The organism is Chlorobiota bacterium (genome assembly GCA_016710285.1).
GTDB lineage: Bacteria > Bacteroidota > Ignavibacteria > OLB7 > OLB7 > OLB7.
In genome coordinates this window covers 1,979,516-2,001,591 of record JADJXR010000001.1, presented here as the reverse complement: position 1 = coordinate 2,001,591, position 22,076 = coordinate 1,979,516, and the positions used below count along the sequence as shown (strand labels likewise).

The 22,076-nt window shown below is 55.1% G+C and carries 13 protein-coding genes; 1 reads left to right on the top strand and 12 read right to left on the bottom strand.

What is annotated here, in order from left to right; genetic code table 11:
* Positions 1 to 42: 42 nt before the first annotated feature.
* From IPM61_07155 to hpnC, 12 genes are all read right to left on the bottom strand, one after another.
* Entirely contained in the window at positions 43 to 6,933 is a 6,891-nt protein-coding gene (locus IPM61_07155; protein ID MBK8911092.1) for a hypothetical protein, read from the bottom strand.
* A gap of 70 nt (positions 6,934 to 7,003) precedes the next feature.
* Entirely contained in the window at positions 7,004 to 7,579 is a 576-nt protein-coding gene (locus IPM61_07150) for a T9SS type A sorting domain-containing protein (protein MBK8911091.1), read from the bottom strand.
* 770 nt (positions 7,580 to 8,349) lie between these two features.
* On the bottom strand, positions 8,350 to 8,988 hold the full coding sequence (locus IPM61_07145) for a peroxiredoxin (protein ID MBK8911090.1): 639 nt from the start codon (positions 8,986 to 8,988) through the stop codon (positions 8,350 to 8,352).
* A gap of 94 nt (positions 8,989 to 9,082) precedes the next feature.
* Positions 9,083 to 9,556, bottom strand: a complete 474-nt coding sequence (locus tag IPM61_07140; GenBank protein MBK8911089.1) for a hypothetical protein — start codon at positions 9,554 to 9,556, stop codon at positions 9,083 to 9,085.
* Between the two features lie 129 nt (positions 9,557 to 9,685).
* On the bottom strand, positions 9,686 to 11,002 hold the full coding sequence (locus IPM61_07135) for a hypothetical protein (GenBank protein ID MBK8911088.1): 1,317 nt from the start codon (positions 11,000 to 11,002) through the stop codon (positions 9,686 to 9,688).
* A 173-nt stretch (positions 11,003 to 11,175) separates the two neighbouring features.
* Positions 11,176 to 12,315: a glycosyltransferase family 4 protein gene (locus IPM61_07130; GenBank protein MBK8911087.1), complete on the bottom strand. Its 1,140-nt coding sequence runs from the start codon at positions 12,313 to 12,315 to the stop codon at positions 11,176 to 11,178.
* Between the two features lie 43 nt (positions 12,316 to 12,358).
* On the bottom strand, positions 12,359 to 12,781 hold the full coding sequence (locus tag IPM61_07125; protein MBK8911086.1) for an acyl-CoA thioesterase: 423 nt from the start codon (positions 12,779 to 12,781) through the stop codon (positions 12,359 to 12,361).
* 2 nt (positions 12,782 to 12,783) lie between these two features.
* Positions 12,784 to 13,719 carry a methyltransferase domain-containing protein gene (locus IPM61_07120; protein ID MBK8911085.1) on the bottom strand — a complete coding sequence of 312 codons (936 nt, stop codon included), beginning with the start codon at positions 13,717 to 13,719 and terminating at the stop codon, positions 12,784 to 12,786.
* Positions 13,720 to 13,729: 10 nt separating this feature from the next.
* Positions 13,730 to 14,830 carry a hypothetical protein gene (locus IPM61_07115; GenBank protein MBK8911084.1) on the bottom strand — a complete coding sequence of 367 codons (1,101 nt, stop codon included), beginning with the start codon at positions 14,828 to 14,830 and terminating at the stop codon, positions 13,730 to 13,732.
* Between the two features lie 141 nt (positions 14,831 to 14,971).
* The gene (locus IPM61_07110; GenBank protein ID MBK8911083.1) at positions 14,972 to 16,339 is read right to left on the bottom strand and encodes a glycosyltransferase family 39 protein; all 1,368 of its coding nucleotides are present in this window, start codon (positions 16,337 to 16,339) and stop codon (positions 14,972 to 14,974) included.
* A 38-nt stretch (positions 16,340 to 16,377) separates the two neighbouring features.
* The gene (hpnD, locus tag IPM61_07105; protein ID MBK8911082.1) at positions 16,378 to 17,298 is read right to left on the bottom strand and encodes a presqualene diphosphate synthase HpnD; all 921 of its coding nucleotides are present in this window, start codon (positions 17,296 to 17,298) and stop codon (positions 16,378 to 16,380) included.
* Between the two features lie 150 nt (positions 17,299 to 17,448).
* On the bottom strand, positions 17,449 to 18,327 hold the full coding sequence (gene hpnC / locus IPM61_07100) for a squalene synthase HpnC (protein MBK8911081.1): 879 nt from the start codon (positions 18,325 to 18,327) through the stop codon (positions 17,449 to 17,451).
* Between the two features lie 159 nt (positions 18,328 to 18,486).
* On the opposite strand from hpnC, the gene IPM61_07095 reads away from it, so the two are divergent.
* Complete coding sequence (locus IPM61_07095) at positions 18,487 to 22,068, top strand: TraB/GumN family protein (protein ID MBK8911080.1); 3,582 nt, start codon at positions 18,487 to 18,489, stop codon at positions 22,066 to 22,068.
* Positions 22,069 to 22,076: the final 8 nt, after the last annotated feature.

The window sequence follows — 22,076 nt, the reverse complement described above, 5'->3', positions numbered from 1 at the left end:
AGTAGAACTGCACCCCATTTGTATTACCCTGATATTGGGTTATTAGTTAAGCGAGAACCAAGCTGTGCCATTCCAGACGTAGGTTATGCCTTGGCCTTGGCTTGGTGTGTTATCCGCAGTTCCAGCTACTGGACCGCCAACAACTGCGCCATCAGGATCGGATGTGATCACTGTGATCGTTTGGCCTGGAACAAGGCCAATTGCGCCACCAGGAAGGGTGACATTAACAGGATCGGCAGCTACTCCATTATCCCCTGCATCCCAGATCATGTACTCAGCAACCAATGCGTGTGGCTCGGCTCCAGCATTCACTGGGGTACGTGCATATGATTGCACATAACCACCGGCGACAACTTGGATGGCTTGACGCACCGTTGGGAAGATACCTGGTGCAGGCGGAACCTCGTTGGTAAAGCCAGCATTGCGGAACGTTGGCGCAGTATGCGTTGGTGTTGTTGCGCTAACTTGGCCAGCAACCGAAATCAACAAGCCGTTTGCAAGGTTATCAGCACGCATCACACCAGCCCAACCGCCAACTGGACCATTAAAGCCGGTATTACCAAGGTTGTACCCCATGATACCTTTACCGTTCTGGTTCAAGCCGCTTGGCATTCCGGCTCCACCGGTCAGCACAGCACCCAATACACCAGCAGTAGAAACCGACAACTGTGAGTTGACACCCGTTGCAGATACATCCTGCGGGCTGTATTGATTACCGCGCACACCGTTGTTATTTGTTCCGGCCGGAAGACGGCTTGCAGCATCGCCCTCGATAGCATGGCCACCACCTAAGGTAGATACCATCAAGGTTGATTTGTTGTTGGCCGTAGTAGATATGAAGTTGTTGTTTGCATTCTCAATGTAAACAACATGGCCGCGACCATAGGAGCGAGCATAAATTGCCGAACTATCATTGCCATACTGGAAGCCAGCTGGGTTATTGCGTCCATCAATTTCTGCGCGGATAGCATTCGCACCTTGAACTTGGAACAGGAACGGAGCCGTGTTGTTTTCATTATAGCCACCATTCTGCGTTACCTGAAGTACCGATCCTTTGTAAGGATGTGCCGGTACTCCTGGCGCGCCTGGTGCAGCTGCTGCAAACCCAGTGCTGCTCCGCATGACGACTGTCGTGTCGGTATAGGCATCAGCAGAGTTTGTTGTGCTGAAGAAGCCAGCACCACCCATGGATGGATGAACAGCGTGAACCATGTTACCAGTGTTGGTAGCATTGGTCGTGGTTGCAAACAACCCGTTGCCAGTATTGCTGTTCGTTGTCACGTTGACAACGTTTGCACCGTTGGTTGGCTGAGTGACCTCAAAGATACCAGCACTTGTTGCCAAGCCATTCCCTGCGTTCACGTTACGAGCGCGGATGCCGTTGCTCGTTCCTTGTTGCTCCACGTACACAGCGTCATCGTTATGTGTGTTGCCACCCACAACGGCCCGTGCCACAAAACGTCCGGCATTGCCGGTTGTTCCGAAGTGCTCGCCAAACACTGCATTACCGGTGTTTGTTGAGTTGGTTGTGGCATAGACACCATTGCCGCGGTTTGTCGGTGTCAGGATCGTGAAGCGTCCGGCGTTGCCAGTGTCGGCACTGACGGTACGCGAATCCAGACCGTCCATGTCGTTCAGCGTGTTGCTCATGAAGATGTTCACCCCATCGCCACCGTCGTCAGTGGTGCCGTTGTTGTTCATCACATCAACAGCATTGCGGATGTTGTTCGGGTTAAAAATCTCGAAGTGACCAGCGCGACCACCACGGCCGCGGTTGATACCTTCAATAGCATCGCCTTCGTAGGAACCAGCAACCAGTTCATCACCGGCATTTGGTGCAATGTTGCCACCAGCGATGTCAATGCTGTTCAGTTGTCCCAGAACCGCACGCACACCGTCGCCGTCCTCGGCACCGTTGATCAACTTCACGTCAACACCTGCGCTGTCTGGACGAACGTTGCCGTCGCTCTGGACATACACAACTGTGTTGGAATTCGTTGTCTGGCTGTTGTAGAACTGTCCACTGCGACCTGCGCCACTTTGCAGAACGTTGATGCCGCGGCTGGATGCATCACCATTGGTATTGACATCAATGCCGTTGCCCGAAGCTCCAGTGGATGTCACCGCAAGCGCTGCTGTGTTGGCAGCATTGCTGGCAATTTCAACCGTGTTGTTTGGGTTGGCAGCGTTGTTGTTGGTAAACGCACCCGAACGACCCGTGCCTGTTGGAGTTGTTGTAACGTTGACACCAGTGCCAGATCCGTTCATCGTCAGGTTCACCCCATCTCCAATTCCTGCAACCGTGCCTGCGAACGCATGGCCGTTACCCGTGCTCGAGGTAACACCTGCACCCGTTCCGTTGTTCACCGCTGCAATCGCTGGGGCACCATCCGTGTTCGTTGACAAAATCGTCGGTGCTGCGCCGTTCGACGTTGCCTCCAACGCATTCCCCAGACCACCCAGAGTGTTGTACACGAAGTTCGTCACATCCCCTGCACCTCCCAACTGCGTCAAGCTAAACAACGCTGCTGCGTTCGTTGCCGTCTGGCTGAACGGTATCACCAACTGATCGGCCGTTGGATACCCCCATGCCACCGTCATCGGAACTCCCGCTACCGAAATCAAGGCTTGATCCGGTGCCGTCGCCAATGCCCCCTTGATGTCTATCGGCCCGATCGTTGCATCCACGATGTGCGACGTGTTCACGCTGTTCAGATCCATGTCCGCCAACGAGATCGTCCCATCGATGATGTTCGTGCTTGCGATGCTGTTTGCTGCCATGTCAACGTTCGCAACCGTCCCATTCTGGATGTCTGCGCTCGTCACGCTGTTGTCCATAATGTCCGCTGCCGTGATCGTCTCGTTCATAATCTCCGTCGTCGTCACCGCATCCGGCGCGATCTCGCTCGTGCCGACTTGATCGGCTCCGATCTCGCTAGCACCCACCGCATCTGCTGCGATCTCCGCGCTGCCTACCGCATCCGTCGCGATCTCGCTCGAGCCAACGGCATCTGCCGCAATCTCCGCTGCCGTCACCGCATCCGTTGCGATCTCGCTGGTGCCGACAGCATCGGCAGCGATCTCGCTCGAACCCACGGCATCAGCAGCGATGTCTGCTGCGGTGATCGTCTCGTTCAAAATCTCGGTCGTCGTCACTGCATCCGGGGCGATCTCGCTCGTGCCAACGGCATCGGCGGCGATGTCCACGCCCAAGATCGTCTCGTTCAAGATATCCGCACTGCTTACCGAGTTGTCAGCGATCTCATCGGTGCCAACGGAGTTGTCACCCATGTCGGCCAGCGTGATTGTGTTGTCCAAGATGTCAATGCTTGCGACGCTGTTGTTCACGATCTCATCCGAGGCTACCGCGCCCGTGCCGATGTCGGCCAACGCGATTGTCTCGTTCAAGATTTCAACCGTCGTCACCGCATCCGGCGCGATCTCGCTCGTGCCGACTTGATCGGCTCCGATCTCGCTAGCACCCACCGCATCTGCTGCGATCTCCGCGCTGCCTACCGCATCCGTCGCGATCTCGCTCGAGCCAACGGCATCTGCCGCAATCTCCGCTGCCGTCACCGCATCCGTTGCGATCTCGCTGGTGCCGACAGCATCGGCTGCGATCTCGCTCGAACCCACGGCATCAGCAGCGATGTCTGCTGCGGTGATCGTCTCGTTCAAAATCTCGGTCGTCGTCACTGCATCCGGGGCGATCTCGCTCGTGCCGACCGCATCCGCTGCGATGTCAATTGCCAGAATCGTCTCGTTTTGGATGTCGAGGCTTGTGATCGAGTTATCGGCGATCTCGGCGGTGCTAACGGAGTTATCACCCATGTCGGCTGCGCCGATCGTGTTGTCCAAGATGTCAATGCTTGCGACGCTGTTGTCAACGATCTCATCCGATGCTACCGCGCCCGTGCCGATGTCGGCCAACGCGATCGTCTCGTTCAAGATTTCAACCGTCGTCACTGCGTCCGGTGCGATCTCACTTGTCCCAACCGCATCTGCTGCGATCTCGCTCGTGCCTACTGCATCAGCAGCAATCTCCGCGCTGCCTACCGCATCCGTTGCGATCTCGCTTGAGCCAACTGCGTCGGCGGCGATTTCGCTCGAGGTAACTGCATCGGCAGCAATCTCGCTGGTGCCTACGGCGTTATCAGCAATTTCAGCTGAAGTAACTGCATCGGTAGCGATGTCGGCTGCGGTGATCGTCTCGTTCAAAATCTCCACTGTCGTCACTGCGTCCGGTGCGATCTCGCTGGTGCCTACCGCATCTGCGGCAATGTCAATCGCGAGAATCGTCTCGTTGGCAATATCCAAACTGGTCACGGAGCCATCAGTGATCTCAGTCGAACCGACTGAGTTATCACCCATGTCGGCTGCGCCGATCGTGTTGTCCATGATGTCATCGGTCGTCACGCTGTTGTTCACGATCTCGTCCGATGCCACCGCACCCGTCCCGATGTCAACCAAACCGATTGTCTCGTTGGTGATGTCAACCCCAGCCACCGTGTTGTCTGCAATCTCGTCCGAGGCGACTGCGCCTGTTCCGATGTCGGCGGCTGCAATCGTCTCATCTTGAATGTCGAGGCTGGTCACGGAGTTGTCCACGATCTCTGTCGAACCGACCGAGTTATCACCCATGTCGGCCAACGTGATCGTGTTGTCCATGATGTCGATCGTCTGGATTGTCTCGTTCATGATGTCAATACCCTGGATCGTGTTGTCCATGATATCGGCACTCGTGATCGTGTTGTCCTCAATGTCAACACTCGTGATCGAGTTGTTCAGAATATCAATCCCGCTAATACTATTATCAGCAAGGTCTTCGCTGGTAATCGTATTGTTCATGATATCAATACTCTGAACCGAATTATCCAGAATATCCTCGCTGTTGACCGTGTTGTCAATGATCTCATTCGTGCCGATTGAGTTATCGGCCATGTCATCAAAGCTCACCGTGTTGTCGGCGATGTCAATCGAGAGAATCGTGTTGTTCTGGATGTCCAAGCTGGTGACATCGTTGTCAATAATCTCGGTGGTGCCAACGGAGTTGTCACCCATGTCGGCCAGCGTGATCGTGTTGTCCAGAATCTCGGTGGTCGTCACTGCACCGGTGGCGATGTCGCCGGCAAGGATCGTCTCATCCAAGATGTCCGCACTGGCAACGCTGTTGTCAGTGATGTCGGCACTGCCAACTGTGTTGTCAAGGATGTCGGCGGTCGAGACCGTGTTATCAGCGATGTCTTCCGACAAAATCGTGTTGTTCAGAATGTCGTTCGTCGCAACGCTGTTGTCGGTGATGTCCGCGCTGTTGACCTCATTGTCAATGATTTGAGCACTACCGATAGAGTTGGCAGCCATGTCCACCTGAGCGATCGTGCCGTTCATGATGTCAATGGAAGCAACCGAATTATCGGTGATGTCAAGCGTGGAGACGGATCCGTCAATGATCTCGTTCGTGCCGACGGCGTTGTCGCCCATGTCGTCGAACGTGATCGTGTTGTTTTGAATATCCTGGCTCTGGATCGTCTCATTTTGGATATCAATGCCTTGGATGGTGTTATCCAAAATGTCGGCACTAGCAACCGTGTTGTCCATAATGTCAATGGACTGGATCGTTTCGTTCAGGATATCGAAGGAGGAGACCGTGTTGTCAATGATCTGCACGGTTCCGACGGAGTTCGGTCCCATGTCAATCAAGGCAATCGTGTTGTCTTGGATGTCAATCGAGGCAACGGTGTTGTCCAAGATGTCAATCGAGGCAACCGAGTTATTCAGGATGTCAATCGAGGCAACCGTATTGTCCATGATGTCAATGGACTGAATCGTGTTGTCTTGAATGTCAACAGACTGAATGGTGTTGTCTTGAATGTCCTCGGAGAGAATGGTCTCGTTCTCAATATCAGCCGAGGAGACAGTGTTGTCAATGATCTGCGGCGAACCGATGGAGTTGTCGGCCATATCCACCTGCTGGATCGTGCCGTTCAAAATGTCCACCGATGCCACGCTGTTGTCCGCCAACTCCGGCGAGCCTACCACCCCCTCATCGATCTCAGGAAATGGATACAATCCCGTCAAGTCTCCACCGGCCGGACCGCCAGGCGTTGGGTTCCCCCAAATCAACTGAATCCCATCATACACCAGCGTCTGTCCCGTCGAAACTCCCGCCGTGTTGAACTTCACCGTCGTGATCGAACCATCCGCGATCAGATCGTTGTTGATCGCACCGGCTGCAATCTGGCTTGTTCCCACTGCCCCGTTTGCGATCTTCGACGTTGTCACCGCACCGTCGGCGATCATTGACGTCTTGATCCCTTGATTCGCTACCTCCAACACCACGTTCCCAGTCGTCCCGCCACCGGAAAGACCCGGCCCTGCGGTTACACCTGTGATCGTTCCACCGCCCGCTGCGCTGTTCGCCCACGTCACGTTCCCGCCAGCATCCAGCGTCAGAACCTGACCCGATGCACCACCCGCGCCGCTCAGCTTCTGCAGCGTCACTGCGCCGTTGGCCAGCTTCTCGGTCGTCACTTGACCATCGGCCAGCTGATCCACAAACCGCGAACGGAATGCATATGGCGAGCTGGTCAGCTCCGTCCGCGATACCGTCGTCCCGTTCACCTCGATCTCCAGCCAATATGGCTTATCGAACGGCAACGTCAACGGTGTCGTGCTTCCGATCAGCACGTTGAACAGCTGTAGACCGCCACCGGCGGCCGTCAACCCAACACCGGTGTGGGCTTCTTCATACAAAAACGTCCCACCGGTGGCCACATCGAAAATGCGAAACTTGAAGTTCGCGCTTGTCGGGTTGCCGGGAATCGTAATCATCCCTTGATAGGACATCTTCTCCGGTATCTGCGCCAGAGCCGCATTCGTCAACAGCAACGCGCCTACCGCTGCTGCGGAAACGGGGAACAATTTTCTTTGCATTCGTTTGTCTCCTTCGAGTGTTCTCTAACTATACTTTTTTCAGAATCTTTCTTCGGTAGTATTGCGCGGATTAGCGCATCAGTGTCATTACGCCACTCTGCTTCATGCCAACGTTGATGGCAGTGCCATCGGTTGGCTGCAGTTCAAGCGTGTAGATGTAGGTGCCAGAGGCAGCTTCTTGATCGCTAATGGTCATGCCATTCCAAGTTACCTCTTGCGAACCAGGCTCCACCGTAGCGTCCATTAGGTCGCTAACAAGTTGGCCTGACATATCAAAAATGCGAAGCCGTGCTTGGCTGCGCTGTTTGACATCGAAGTAAATGGTGGTGGTTGTGTTAAAAGGGTTGGGGTAGTTGCGAAGCCCGGCAACACCCGCTTTTGGCTCATCTGGAGCGGCACTTGGGCCGTTTTGGGGGAACGGAACCCAGAAGCCGAGATATGCTGTTTTACCGCTGCCTTCGATCGTACCGACGGCAGTTTGGCCAATGGTACCGAACAGCGTCACGGGTCCCGTGCTTACTGTGGCGCCTGAACCGATCACGGACCAGCGGATTTGCGGCTGTTGCGCGTTCGCTTGTCCACCAACCAGCGTTAGAACTGCCATCAGCAATCCCAACGTCAGCGATCCTTTAAGGATACGTGTCATGGTGCTAACCTCTGTTTTGGTGTGTTTTTATTGTTTTTACTTAGGCCCTTTCTATTGCTCTGTTAATCTGGTAAGGATACCGGCTACGGGTGCTGGCCTTACCATGTGGGGCGCAAATATGAATGATTTTCTTCTTCCCTGCAACCTTTCTTGCCGAAAATTCATGTCCCGTACGGCCAAGAATTCGGTGAATCGTTCCATTGCAAAGGTTACAATATCCGGGAAGCACTGCGCTTTAGATAAGAGTTATCGCGGTTACGCCCGTGAGCTGCACACCAGCAATACCTTCAATTGGCAGGAGCTATGGATGGTAGGAAGTAGGTTGTTCTTTGCGGCAATCCAATGATTGGTGATTGTTTATTGAGCCATATCCCGGAACGGCAATGCCTTGCCAAATACCAAGAAAGGTTCTTTTCCCCGCTTTGGGACACCAAAAGCTATGCCACCACAGGAAATAGCCAAGATAACAGCGATTTCATCCCTCTCTCCTTTTTTACAGCGTGAATCTTTGTCACGCCACGTGAAGACATTGCATGGGAAAGTGGTTGTAATCTTGTACAATGATCGGGTAGGAGTAAGGCTTTCAGTGAAAAAACAATGTCAGTTCAAGTGTTTTATCAAATGAGATAGGATAGGTAGGGGATAACAGCACATAGTGGCAGATTCTACTGTACCACCCCTAATAAGAACGTGGCAAGCACGGCCGCTTGCCACGTTCTTATTAGCAATCACTTCGGCTGAGACCCGAGAATTACTCACGCCATTGCTACCTACTTATTCGGCTGTGGGGTAACGCGCAGGTATGGCTTTAGCTCGGTGTAGCCTTTGGGGAATTTTTCGGCAAGAACTTCCGGATCGGTCAGTTTTGGAGAGATAATCACATCGTTGCCATCCTGCCAGTTCGCTGGGGTGGCAACGCTGTAGCGGTCGGTGAGCTGCAAGCTGTCAATCACCCGCAGGATTTCAGCGAAGTTCCGCCCGGTGCTGGCTGGGTAGGTTAGCATCAGTCGCAGCTTTTTGCTGGGATCAATGATAAACACCGAGCGCACGGTTTGCGTGTCGTTTGCGTTTGGGTGGATCATGTCGTACAAGTCGGCCACGCGGCGATCGCTGTCGGCCAGCATCGGGAAGTTCACCGCTTGCCCCTGCGTTTCTTCAATATCACTCATCCATCCTTTATGATCTTCTAGGCTATCCACGCTAAGCCCTATGGGTTTCACGTTGCGTTCGGCAAACTGGCTTTGCAGTTTTGCAACTTGCCCAAGCTCGGTGGTGCACACCGGGGTGTAATCGGCAGGGTGCGAGAAAAGCACCACCCAATTATCGCCTGCCCAGTCGTAGAAACTGATGGTGCCTTCCGTTGAATCCTGCGTGAAGTCGGGAACGAAATCCCCAAGTCGTAATGCCATGTGCAAGCTCCGTTAGTTGATATGGGAAAAAGTAGAGTTCGCAGGAAAATTACAAGCCTGCCGCTCTGTGTGCTGTAAAGATTTGGCAGCACTCCTACTCTGCCTCCGATTCTTTGCTATGCCCCGCCGCCCAAGCACTCACCTTGCGGTGGAATTCCGCAATTGCTCCCGCCGGCGGCGAAGTACTCCATTGCACTCTGTGGCTTTGCTCCCCTTGCTGAAGTTCCACATACCAGTTCATATTTCCCGGATCGTTGTAGTCCACTTGTTGGAACTTCATCTCATCTATCACCCTGAAGAACCCCTCCACTGAATCAGCATCAGTGAACAGGATGATTCCAGTATCGCGCCCCCCTGCCGGAGCCGACCAAGCATACACTCGGCCATCGGAGCATATCCGATAGCCACGATAAATCCCGGTGAAGCCCCCACCAGAACCGATAATCAGCGTGCGCACTATCGCAGAAGCAGTATCGGCCTTGCGGCCACTCGTCTGCTGAACATCAGAGTTAGCACTGCACGCAACCAATATGGCCATCAGCAAAGCAAGCATTGCAAGCATCTTCATAGCGTTGAAAAATTTGCGGCAAAATAGCGAAGCCCTGCTCTGGAACGAACAAGGCCTCGCTATTGATAGAACGACTCTCATGGAACAACTGGGCAGTTGCCAGCCCTCCCCCTTCAACAACTATCTTCTTTAGCGCGGAATTGTCCGGCGCACCGACGAACCTTGCCCTTCCTGCTCGGCAGGCATTACCATCATCACTGGCATAGTAGATGCAGGATCGCCCACAACTTCCTCAGTTTTGTATTTCTGCACCGAGGGGCTATCTATTTCTACTTCCACCTGTTTTTTGCCACGGACAGTGGATTCCACCGGAGCTTGCCCGACGACGACAGCTGGCGCTGCAGGCTCGGTTGCAACCGTCGGCGCAACTATTATACGACGTGGCTTGGAGAGTTCGTTTGAAGCTGGTTTCGCTTCTATCTGAACAGTTGACTGCCGAGCAGGCATCCGATCTTCGCTTTGCTGGAAACGGCGCGGCTCCGACGTTGTTGGCCCAGTCACCACCGTTGGGTTCCCTGGCTGCTGCATAGTCTGCTGTGGCGAATGTTCCACCACAGGAACCGTCCGCCGTGGTTCCGATTGAACTCCATCATTCGCCGTCGGCAAAACCACTGGCCGCTCGGGACGGTACACTGGCTCCTCCGTCCGCCGCGGCTTCGATTGAACTCCATCGTTCGCCGTCGGCAAAACCACTGGCCGCTCGGGACGGTACACTGGCTCCTCCGTCCGCCGCGGCTTCGATTGAACTCCATCATTCGCCGTCGGCAAAACCACTGGCCGCTCGGGACGGTACACTGGCTCCTCCGTCCGCCGCGGCTTCGATTGAACTCCATCGTTCGCCGTCGGCAAAACCACTGGCCGCTCGGGACGGTACACTGGCTCCTCCGTCCGCCGCGGCTTCGATTGAACTCCATCATTCGCCGTTGGCAGAACCACCGGGCGTTCGGGACGGTACACCGGCTCTTCCGTCCGCCGCGGCTTCGATTGAACTCCGTCGCGCTGCGTATCCGCTCCATTTCCTCCAGCATCGGTGCGTCGCGCCGGCTCGTCATTGCGATTCGGTTGTGGGGCTGTTGGGACGTAGATCACGTAGGGATCATGCGAACCATACCGCCACGGATAATTCGCAGGGTAGTCGGTGGATCGGTAGTCGCATTCATCACGGTACATAGGGGAGGTGGGATGATGCTCAACCCTGTAATTATCACTCTGCTGGCAATGCTCAATCGCGGCATTACTGTAGCTGGTGCTGTGATAGTGGTTGCAGCTACCATCGGCAACGTGATGCGCCGTTTGATTGCTGGAAGCAGCACGGATCGTAGCCGAGGTAGCGGTTGGGTCTTCGGCGTAATGGTTATGGGTGGTGAGCGTTACACAACCGCCAAGCGTAAGCGCAAAGGCAGCCCCCAACGGGAGCACAAAGTGCGGAACGAGATGCTTGTTCATGACGCAGTCTCCAAAAAATCATACGTGGACGAATGGTTAGTTTAACAAGCAGCCGTGCGTAAAAAAATGCCGGTTTTCCAAAGCAGGCAGCAGGAATGCACCGGATGACAGGGGGAGGGAATCAGAGGTTGAATGGGTCGAAGAAATTATCTGAGAAATTATCTAAAGGCATTTCACTCAAACTTTTTTCTTCTTTGGATTGCCTTCTGCAAAGCGTTCTCAAATGCGGAGTATTGCCGGCCAGCATCGTAGGCCGAAAGCACAAATTGGCGGGAATTTTTTGCCAGCTTCTGGCGCAGCAATGGGTTGCGAAACAGCCGCAGAATAGCGTCGGCAATCGCTTGAGGATTCTGTGGTGGGATCAGCAATCCGCGCTCTTCATGGACAATAATTTCCGGCACCCCGCCAGCATCGGTTCCGATGCAAGCCACCTCCATCGCCATTGCCTCCTGCAACACCATCCCGAACGTTTCGGAGTGGGAAGCAAGAACGAACAGATCAAGGGCAGCATACACCGTGCGTGGATCGTTGAGGAATGGAGAAAAAATAACACGCTCGCGGAAAGGAAGTGAATCCCGCAAGGCACGTAGCTCAACCGTATATTCACCAACATCACCAAGACGCTCGCCCACCACAATCGCCCATAGGTTCTCACGAATGTTCGGCTCTGCATCCCATGCAAGCCGTAGCCCATCAAGAAATTCCCGTTGCCCTTTCCCCCGATTAAAACCGCCAACAATTCCTACTAAAAACGCACTCTCAGGAATGCCAAATTCTGCACGTGCATTTGATGCAGAAAAAATATTTGGAGAAAAATGATTCGCATCTATTCCGTATGGGATAATTGAAATTTTTGCCGGATCAAGTTTTGTTAATCGGATAAATTGATCGCGCTGACGCTGGGTGATTCCAATGCATCCATCCAAACGACGATACACCCAATTGTGAAATGGATCTTTTTTTCTTTGCCCAAATTGCATTTGCTGATAAAGCACCACCGCACGTTGCCCGCCTGCCGCAAGCATTGCGGTGCTAAGGTCGCGTGTGCGGGCAACCAACAGCACTTCTATCCGCTCGCGGTTTAGAATCTTGCGGAGTGCTTGAGCGGCAAAAAAATCAAGGTAGGAGAATCGTGGTGTTATGTCCGCAACAGGAAGGCTCAATCGCTTTGCTTGCTCAAGGATTGCAGGGGAATTCGGCAGGATGGAAATTACATGGTGGCCATGCTTCTGCAGCTCCGCAGCACGCCGAAGCGTTGCCAGCTCAAGCCCGCCAACCGTTGCCGAAAAACAGATAGTAGCAAGACGCAGCAAAATGCTATTCGCAAGTGGTGAATAATGGGTAAAATTCGTTCTATCAATCCCCGTCGCCGGAATATCGCGCCAAACGCTCGCGAAGCAGGTCGGGGATAGGCATCTTTTTCTTGTCGTGGATTCCGACGGTGACTAAACGGCAGTATCCTTCCGCCAACAGAACGTCGGTCCCAGCACGCATAAATCGGAAGGAAATCGTGAAAGAAGTCGTTCCCCAATGGCTGACCCAAATAGAAATTTCCATAAAGTCATCTAACAACGCAGGGGTTTTATAATTGCAATGATATTCCGCACGAATTGGGAAGCATTGCAAAGTCTCGAATGCAGCCGAGTAAGGGAGATCAACCGAGCGGTACATTTCTGTCTCGGCAATTTCAAAAAACCGGATGTACGCGCCGTAGTAGATAATTTTTGCAGCATCGCAATCAATCCAACGGACACGCTCGGTAATACGAAATGAAGGCATTATCAAGTTCGGTTAGTATCTACGTTATTTTTCCGGAGCACCACGCGTAGCTCAACCACTCCAAGATCTTCTACGGAATATTTTTGAAATCGTGGAGCAAGATGAAGTTGCTTTAATTCCGATAACTCGGACGCTGTGGCCGCAATTATTTTCTCCTCATCCACTCTTAATCCGGCTTCATGGAATAGCCTGATATAATCAGAATAACGGAGCCTGTTTTGGTACACTTGGCTGTTGTTCACAACCGTCCACATGGGATCGGAAAATTTCAAGAAATTGAACATGGTGATGGACTTATCAAAAAACCAATAATGATCTTTTGGATCAATGATAAAGCTGATAATTCCAGTAGGTTTTACCACACGACTGCTTTCGGAAAGGATTGCAGGAATATCCGCTGCGGGAATATGCTCAAATACTGATGTTGTGGTCAGCACGTCAATGCTGTTGGAATCCAGCCCCGTGGCGCGGGCATCCATTGGGGCGCGGTACGTAATGCCAAAACGGGAACGGAGATCGGCGGTGCTGGTGATTGGCGTGGGGTTTATCGGCTGCAATGCTCGCCCTGCCATCTGCTCCAAGGTGTCATGGTGCTTTGCAAGGCGTTGCAGCGTGTGGTTGATTAACTCCGGCTTAAGATTAAGGCGAATATCCGCAATCACCTGCTCCCTTACGCCGTGCATCACGTACATCAGCGGTGTCAGCATATCCCACCCCGCCCCGAACTCATAAAAAGAGAGATCACCAAGCTCCCGGCCCGCCATGTGGTGCTTCAGCACAGCGCAGTGATGGAGCGCGATGGTGATCTTATCAAAGAAATCTTGATCGGAAGAAGGAAGGGTTCGGGTAACATGGCGCTGGAACGCATAGTTAAGCCGATGCCCACCCGGAATGCCGCTAAACATTTTCTGCAAAGCAGCTTTTGCAATCCACTTCATGAAGAGGGGGTTATTGAACTGAGTTAGCATTAACGAACTGAACCGCGCGCACCACTCCCCCTGGAGAAAGTGGCGCATACTCGGTGGCATCCGCCAGCAATCGGCGCAGGGTTCCCGACGCGGGGTCGTAAACATACACCATGCTGCTGTAATAGTCGGCACCAAGCACGCGAAAATCCCCCGCCAACCATAATGGATAGACCCCACGGCCAGCCGTTTCGGCCAAAGAAATTCCGATAGGAGTGGCAATGTAGAGAAGGTAATCCTTTGTGCGTGCCGCAAAGTTCGGTTCCTTGCCGATGTACTGATCGAGCGATGGGACCTCGATGCTGACCACACCATCCACCGCCATTGTGGAGAGAAGGATGTAGTGGAGCTCAGGGTGAACGTCGTCATCGGGAATGGTCGGGTCCGTGCCGGGGTTGCCCGATGTTAGCACCACCATCTGCTGGCCATCGGGGTTGCCAAAAATGTAGATTGGCGCGGTGGGCATATCCAGAAGATGCTCAATTGGATACTCCCCTCCGTTGCTGCTAAGCACCGCAATTTTTGCCGTGCCATCGGGCATCACCATCCCCACAAACACCTTGTTTTTTACCGTGCCCACCGCCGTTGGATTCCCCGGAAGCGGGATTGTGCGGGCAATGCTGTGGTTGACGGCATCTATCAAGTAGAGGTTGTTGGATCCATAGCAGATCCCCCATGCCTGCGAGACGTTGCTGAAAGCCATGCCGCACAACGCCCCCGCCGCGCCGTTCGGGAATCCGGTGATTGTGGCAATCAACTTGCGAGTTTTCAGCTCCAGCACCGTGATTTCCCCCAACGAACGGTGGTGCAGATACAGCCGCTCGTTTGCCTCGAACACAGCATCAATCGGTTTGCCGAGGGGCGCGCCATTGACCGCAGAATATTCCCCAGGAGTGGAGGTTTGGTTGGCTTCGTTGTATCGGGTAAGATCATCGCCGCCGCTGCTTTCTACGGCCACCACTGCCATCTCATTTCGGTCCCCACTTTGGGGATCAATCACATCGCTCCCTTTGCCGGAGCAGGAGGCAACCAGCAGCGTAACAGCAGCAAGCAACAGCAATCGGGCGGCAAGGATTGTGGGCATTGGAATCGTTGGTATAAGTACGTAAGTGTTCAGCGTTTGGCACGAAGTATAACCCGCGCCATTGATTCAGCCAACACATGGGCAAGGGGATCGTTTCAGAAAGCACCGGAAGAACCACTGAACGTTCGGATGGCTCCGATGCTACCGCAGCGCAATCGCCCAGTAGCCATACTCAATCTGAACCAAGGCAAACAAGGCAACCGCAGCCCAGAACCACCGCCGCTGAGCAATCTGCGGCCACCGCATCCGCCATGATTGCAACGCCCATCCCCAACCCACACAGGCAATCGGCAACAACAGGAACACGACAGGGAAGTGATACGTCCCCGCAGCAAACGCCAACATGTAGGGAACCTGGTAGCTGATGGCCATCACAAGAAGCAAAGGGAGTGCGGGGGATGCGAACTGATCCCGCGCAAAGAACAGGCCAAGCAAGACCCCTATCATCACAATCACATACCCACCCGCTTCCAGCGATAGCGGAACCAAGAGCTGGAGGTTCGACAGCTGATACTGGTTCTGTATCTCGCGCGAGAGCATGTAATCGAATCCCCAGAAGGCACGAATGCGGCTTAAGGTTCGCCATGCGGTGATGCCCGGATGATCTATCACATAGTTCACCGCTTCCCTCATCATTGCGTTCCGTGCATCGGGAAGCTCGCGCATACGGATTAAATACTCACGCACCTCCGGTTCCATCAGTGCAAAATCATCGGAGGCTAAGTGGCTTGTCTTGTAGTGGTGGGTGTACTTGCAGTTCCCAACCAGCACGTTACTCTCATCTTTCGTTGAGATGCTCCACCCGGCACCGTGCTGCACGTTGTGGTACATTGCCGGCATCACCAGCAGCCCCGTCCCGACCAAAAAGAGTGCAGCCCCGGGCATCAAGGATTTCCGCGTAGCAATTGCCGCAGGCGTTTGCTGGTCACGAAGCCGCCAATACGCCACCGCAGCCACTATCGCCAACGCCGGAAGCAGGCTCATCGGCGAGGCTCGCGTCACCGCTGCAACCCCCAATGCTATGCCCGCTAACAAGTACCACACCAACGCTCCACGCCGGTACGCCAACATCAGCCAGTAGGCAGCGAACAGCAATCCCACCGCCGTTAGGTGCTGGCTGTAGGTCTGCCCAGCCATCAGAAACGATGCCGGATAGAGCGCCGCCATCCACCCCGCTATCCTCCCTTTTCGCTCATCGTTCGTGGCCTGGGTTGCCACCAGTATCACCCCGTACACCATCAGCACCAGCAGCAGGATATTCGTCACCCTGGCAACCGCCAAGCTCTGGCCAAACAGCGTGTAGGCCGCGGCCAAAATGGAGGGCAAGGCCGGGGGCCAGTAGAAGGGTTCGGTGCCGGGGAAGTTCGCGGACATGGCAATCGCCTGTTTGGAATATCCGGCGGCATCGGAGCGCAACGGCATATCGGCAAACAGCACAAAGGCAATCAGCATGTACCCCACAAGCGTACAGCCAAGGATTAGCAGGGTCTGTTGATGATGAGATTTCAAGAGGCCAAACGTTGATGAAGAAGCAGGTGGGCCGGGCGTTACGTCGCGGCTGATTTCCGGTTGGTCAGCACGCGAGTTACCAGCCAGAGTTTGAAGGCAATCCAAAGTTTGTGCGGCGTACGGACCGAGATTTTCCGGCGGTAGATATCGAACTCATTCAACTCAATCTTCTCCAGCATCCGGTAGTAAATCGCGTCCATAATTTCGGCGGCGAACATTGTGCGGCGTTCATCGGGGCGAAGCGCGGCGCGGGCGCGGCCATAATATTCGCGGGCGCGGCGGGTCTGGAATCGCATCAGCTCGATAAACGGCAAGGTGTAGCGGTTTTCCAGCAGGTCGCTTTCGCTGTATCCAAACGCCCGAAGGTCCTCCAACGGCAGGTAGATACGCCCACGCTCGGCATCCGATTTCACATCGCGCAGGATGTTCGTCAGCTGCAAGGCAATCCCAAGATTGACGGCATACTCCTTGGTCTCTTCGTACTTGTAGCCAAAAATCTCGATGCAAATCAGCCCCACCACCGAAGCAACGCCGTAGCAGTATTCCCGCAACTCCTCGAACGTCTCATAGCGGTTCTTCACTAAATCCATCTCCACTCCATCAAGTAACGTCAGGAAGTACTGCTTCGGAATCTTGAACCGCTTGACCGCTGCCGAAAGCGAACGGGTGATGGGGTGGCGCGACTCCCCGTTGTAGCATCGCTCAACCTCTGCACGCAGGCGGTTCAGCCGCTCCCGTTTCCGCGCAATCCGTTGTTCGGGCGCGGCCACTGGGGTCCCTTCTTCGGCAACGTCATCTTCATCAATAATGTCATCGGCGTAGCGGCAGAAGGCATAGACCGAGTGCATCGCCTGCCGCTCGTCGCGCGGTAGCAATGAGAAGGAGTAGTAGAAGCTGGTCCGCGATTGCTGCGTGACCATTGCTGCATACTCATTATCAATCACTGCAAGGTTGCCCATTGTCTGCTGCCCAAAAGAAATGCTTGGCGCGAAGATACAGGATTTATTGAGGATGGGAAGCCGCCCCACCGAACCGCAAACGTGGCGGGGTATCTGCGCCACCACCGTTTGCCGGGGCAAACATTTGCGGATCGGATCACTTATGGGGGATCACCTTCCCACAAGCAGCCTTGCCGCATCCATTTTGCCCAGCGTAGGACGCACGGCCACGGTGTTGTAGTTTGCCAGCCGAATCTTCCTTGCGATTGCCAACCCGCCGCGCACCGTCAGCGTAAGTTCCCAGCGCAACCGGCGGTGGGGAATCAGCGGCAGCAATGCGCGACCCTCCCGTAACAACCGCCCTGCGTCTTCGGTTAGCTGTTTTATCATTTGTTGGCAATTGGGGGCGCAGCATCCGCGCCGCAGGTGGTCCGGCAAGCAGCCGAACGATTGCAAGATTTCGCGCGGGATATTCAGGCGCCCCCGGGGAATATCCACCGAAAGGTCCTGCCAAAAATTCACCAACTGCAGACCCGTGCAGATCATGTCGGAAAGCCGAACCCGTTCCGGGGTGGCCAAACCAAACAGGTGAAGCACCAGCCGCCCAATCGGGTTGGCGGAGTGGCGGCAGTAGAACAGCAGGTCCGCCATTGTGGCGTAGCCATCGTTGCGCGCATCCATCCGAAACGCCGCCAGCAAATCGCGCAGCAGCTGCACCGGAATGGAGTGCTGGCGGATGGTGGCCGCAAGTGCCGTGAACACCGGGCCACTGGGGTTTCCGTTACACGCATCGTCAAGGTTTTGCTCCCATTCATCAAGCTGCCGCAGCCGCTGCTCGGGCGGGGCATCCCCTTCGTCGGCAACGTCATCTGCCGCACGGCTGAAGGCGTAAATGGCGCAAACGTGAGGCCGCAATCGCTTGGGGATCAGAACCGAGGCCACGGGGAAATTCTCGTAATGCCCACGCGCTATCTGTTGGCAGTGGGCAAAGGCTTCGTCCGTTCCCCATTGCTTTGCCTGGGGCGGCGTTGTGTGGTTGGTCGGTTCCATTGTTGCGGCAAACTACTGCGGCGAAGTACCGCAGCAAACTGCAAAGGGCAACCGTGCCCAGAGTGCGGCACGCGCAGCCGCTGCGATTGCAGCCCTTCCGTTTTGGTGTAAGTTTTACAAGGCACGCTCCGCCATAGATATTCCCGAACAGCAACTCCTATGCGACTCTACCATTCCTCCCTTCTTCTTGCAGGCCTGCTTTTTGTTTTCTCCGTTACTATTTCCCAGCCGGGAAATCGGGCAGCCGATGTGACGCAATCCAACAACACCTTGCTGTGGCGCATCAGCGGCAATGGGGTGCGCCAGCATTCATATTTGTTCGGAACCTACCATACCCGTGACCCCCGCGCCTTCCAGTTTACCGACTCTATGGTGGCGGCATTCAACCATTGCACCGCGTTTTTTGGCGAGCTTCACCTTGATTCCGCCGTGCGCGATTTCTACCAACACTATTGGTCCGAAACCCTGCTGGATATCGCCGCATTGTTCACCTCGGCCACCTCTGGAACCCACCGCTTGGCCGCACGGGATTCCACGTGGGAAATGACGCTGTTTAGCAAGGAGGTTGAGCTTGCTGCCGGGGCATATCCGGTCTTCCTTGATGCGTGGCTGTTCCGCCATGCCGAGTTGCAAGGGAAGCGGGTGGGAGGATTGGAGGATTTAGCAACGCAGTTGAAAGAGTTTATCCCCGACTCGATAGCGGCTTGGCGCAGAAGCGATTTGGCGGAAGAAAGCGCAAACGGGGGAAAGAGCAGAAAAAATCACAGAGGATTGGCCATTCGATTCCTGAGGTATATGCAGGAAGGGCAGATAGCGTTTTACCAAGATCAAGACATTGAGAGCATCGAGCAGACATTCAATTGGGCAAGGGAAGCGCACGGGCGCAAGGCGGTGGAGGTAATGTTAGACGACCGCAGCCTGGGCATGGCCAACCGGATTGACTCGCTTGTTCAGATTGCCCCCAGCTTTGTGGCCGTGGGGTGCGCGCATCTGCTGGGGGAGAAGGGGATCATTGCCATCCTGCGGAAAAAGGGCTACACCGTCACCCCGGTTCACTCGCAAAAATCTGGGGCAACCATTGCCCACGACACCGCACGGTTGGTTCGGGCCGATTGGCAGGCCTACCCCGTGTTTCACCAATCGGCCACGGTGGAGCTTCCGCTGGAGCCGGTGGAGCTTCCGCCCGCCGCAAGAAGTTCCGGCGGATGGGGCGGGCGGCTTGCCATTGCCTCCGATGCCGGAACAGGCGTGAACTACTTTTTGGCCCAGCTGACCCTTCCTCCCCACCGGATTATCACCGATTGGCCGGCGCTGATGCAGGCTTCCCTTGCCGGTTTTGCCGACAGCAGCACCCAGCTTACTATCACCCAAGTCCAGCCCGACACCGCCGCCGGACCGAACGCCCTTGCCGTGGCCGCAACCAGCAACAGGCTTCGCGCCCGGCTGATGATGCGCGACGGCCAACTCTATCTGCTCCTTGCCATCACCGATACGAACCTGGCGCAGAAAGGGGATGCCGAGCGGTTCTTCCGTTCTTTCCGGTTTGCCCCAACGCCGGCAAGCCGTTGGGAGCCGTTAGCGTTCGACACCGGGCGTTGCCACCTGCAGTTCCCAAGCAATCGCCAAATCTTCTTGACTTCGTCCGACGAGTCAAACCTACCCCAGCAAGGAGCCGTGGCCGTGGAGAACGGAACCACCTTCACGATCACGGTGGAGCAGGTGCCAAGCTACCAGTACTTCCAAAGCGATTCGGCGCGAATGGTGAGTAAGATTTTTGCGATTCGGTCCCAGAACCGCGCTTCCTTTCCCACCATCACTGCTGACTCCGCAGCGCTTGTTTCCGGTTTCTTGCAGCTTCGCTTTGCCATGCAAGCGGACGGAGGGGGAATGCGGGGAAGCATCCTGCGGAAGGGGACTTTTGAATATCTGCTGACGGCCAGCAACCCCAGCGCAATGCCGTCGCAAGCCAGTGTTGATAGTTTCCTTGCGTCGTTCCAATTGCTCCCCCCGGCTCCGATTCAGTGGGAATCGTTCTCCAGCGAGGTGCTTGGGTTCAGCGTGGATTTTCCAGGGGAGCCGGAGATTGCCGAGCAGACCAACAATGCCCGGCGGTATGGCTCGCCCAATGATGAAGCAACCGCTGTTACGTTCCACGATATGCGAAACGGCGGCAAGTACACCGTGGGGGCTCTGCTGCTGAACCAGTACGCCCGCTTCCTTTCGACGGACACGCTGTTCCGCAGCGAAGTTCAGGGTTTTTACAGCAAGGACTCCATCCTCTCCAGCATGGAGATTGCCAGCAGCAATGGGAACGTTCGTGAGTATATCTACGGGCAACCACAGAACGTTGTGGCCACCCGCTACCGGCTGGTGCAGCAGGGGCGGCACGTGTTTCTGATTTCCTACTTCGGCAGCAAAAACCAGCTGCACGACTCAGCGGTTGATCGTTTCTTTGCCTCCTTTCAAGCGCATCCAACCAGCACCGAACAATGGGAGATGGCAGCCGACAAAGTCCCACAATTTTTCGGCGATCTTCTTGAAGAAGAATACAGCGGACCCGCCAGCACATTGGCCGAAAGAAGCGACGTAACGGAGTTGTTGAGAATGGAGCCACACCATACGCCCATTATCTATTCCACGATTGATTCTTTGCTGGCTGCCGGCTGGGCCAGCGAAGCCGAGGAAGCGGTGGCGGCAAACATCATCACGTGGTTGGAGGAGGTGAACGATACCGCAACCACGCAGTTTTTACGGGAGCGATACAGCGATTTCCCGAGCGAGCCGCTGCGGGAAGCTGTGCTTAACACGCTGATTGCCCTTGGCTCAAGGCAATCGCTGCAAGCTCTTTCCGAACTGCTGCAACAATACCAGCCCGATGGCAATCGCCTGCGGTGGCTTGCACGGGCAGGCATTGACAGCGGAACCACCGGGGTGATGTATCCCGGCATTCTAAGCCTTGCGGAACTTGAACCTTACCAAGAAGCCCTGTACTGGCTAACCTTGAGGGCGTTGGATAGCAATTTGATCTCCCTCGCCACGCTGGCCCCGCACCGCACGTTGCTGCTGCGGAACTTCCGCAACCACCTTGCAGAGTTTGTTCGATTGAACAACACGCAATCGAGCGAGAATAGCAGCGCTGGCGATGAAGCAGAACTGAATGAGGCGCGTTGGAACGTTCGATGGAAACTGCTGAACTTGGCCAATTACCTGAGCCGCCTTCCTGCGGTGGCGGATGTTGATTCGTTGCTGCGGGAGTGCGCGGCGGTAAGCGATCCCCAGATTGCGGCGGCGGCGGCAATCGCGCTGTTGCAGCACGGGGTGGAAGTGGATACCGGGGTGCTGCAACGCTACGCCACCCCACTGGAAAACCGCACGTGGCTGTACCGTTGGATGCTGGGCAGCGGGGTTGCCGAACATTTCCCCGCCGAATTCAAGAACCCGACTTCGTTTGCCACAAGTAGCCTTGCGGAGTGGTTCGAGGCGGAGGATGGAGTTCCCGCCATTATTGAATTGATTGCCGAACGAAGCATCCGCTGGAAAGGGGTGGTATCCGTTGGATACTTGTTCCGATTCACATGGGACAGCACCGCAGCCAGGGCAAACTGGAGCCGCGGGCTGGTGGTCGCAAACGCCGCAACGCAGCCCGACACCAACCCCACCATCCTTACCGACTATGATGCATTGGAGGGGCTAAGCGTGGATGAGCAGTTCCGGTATTTTATAGAGGTGATAGGAGAGTAGCTGTTGTA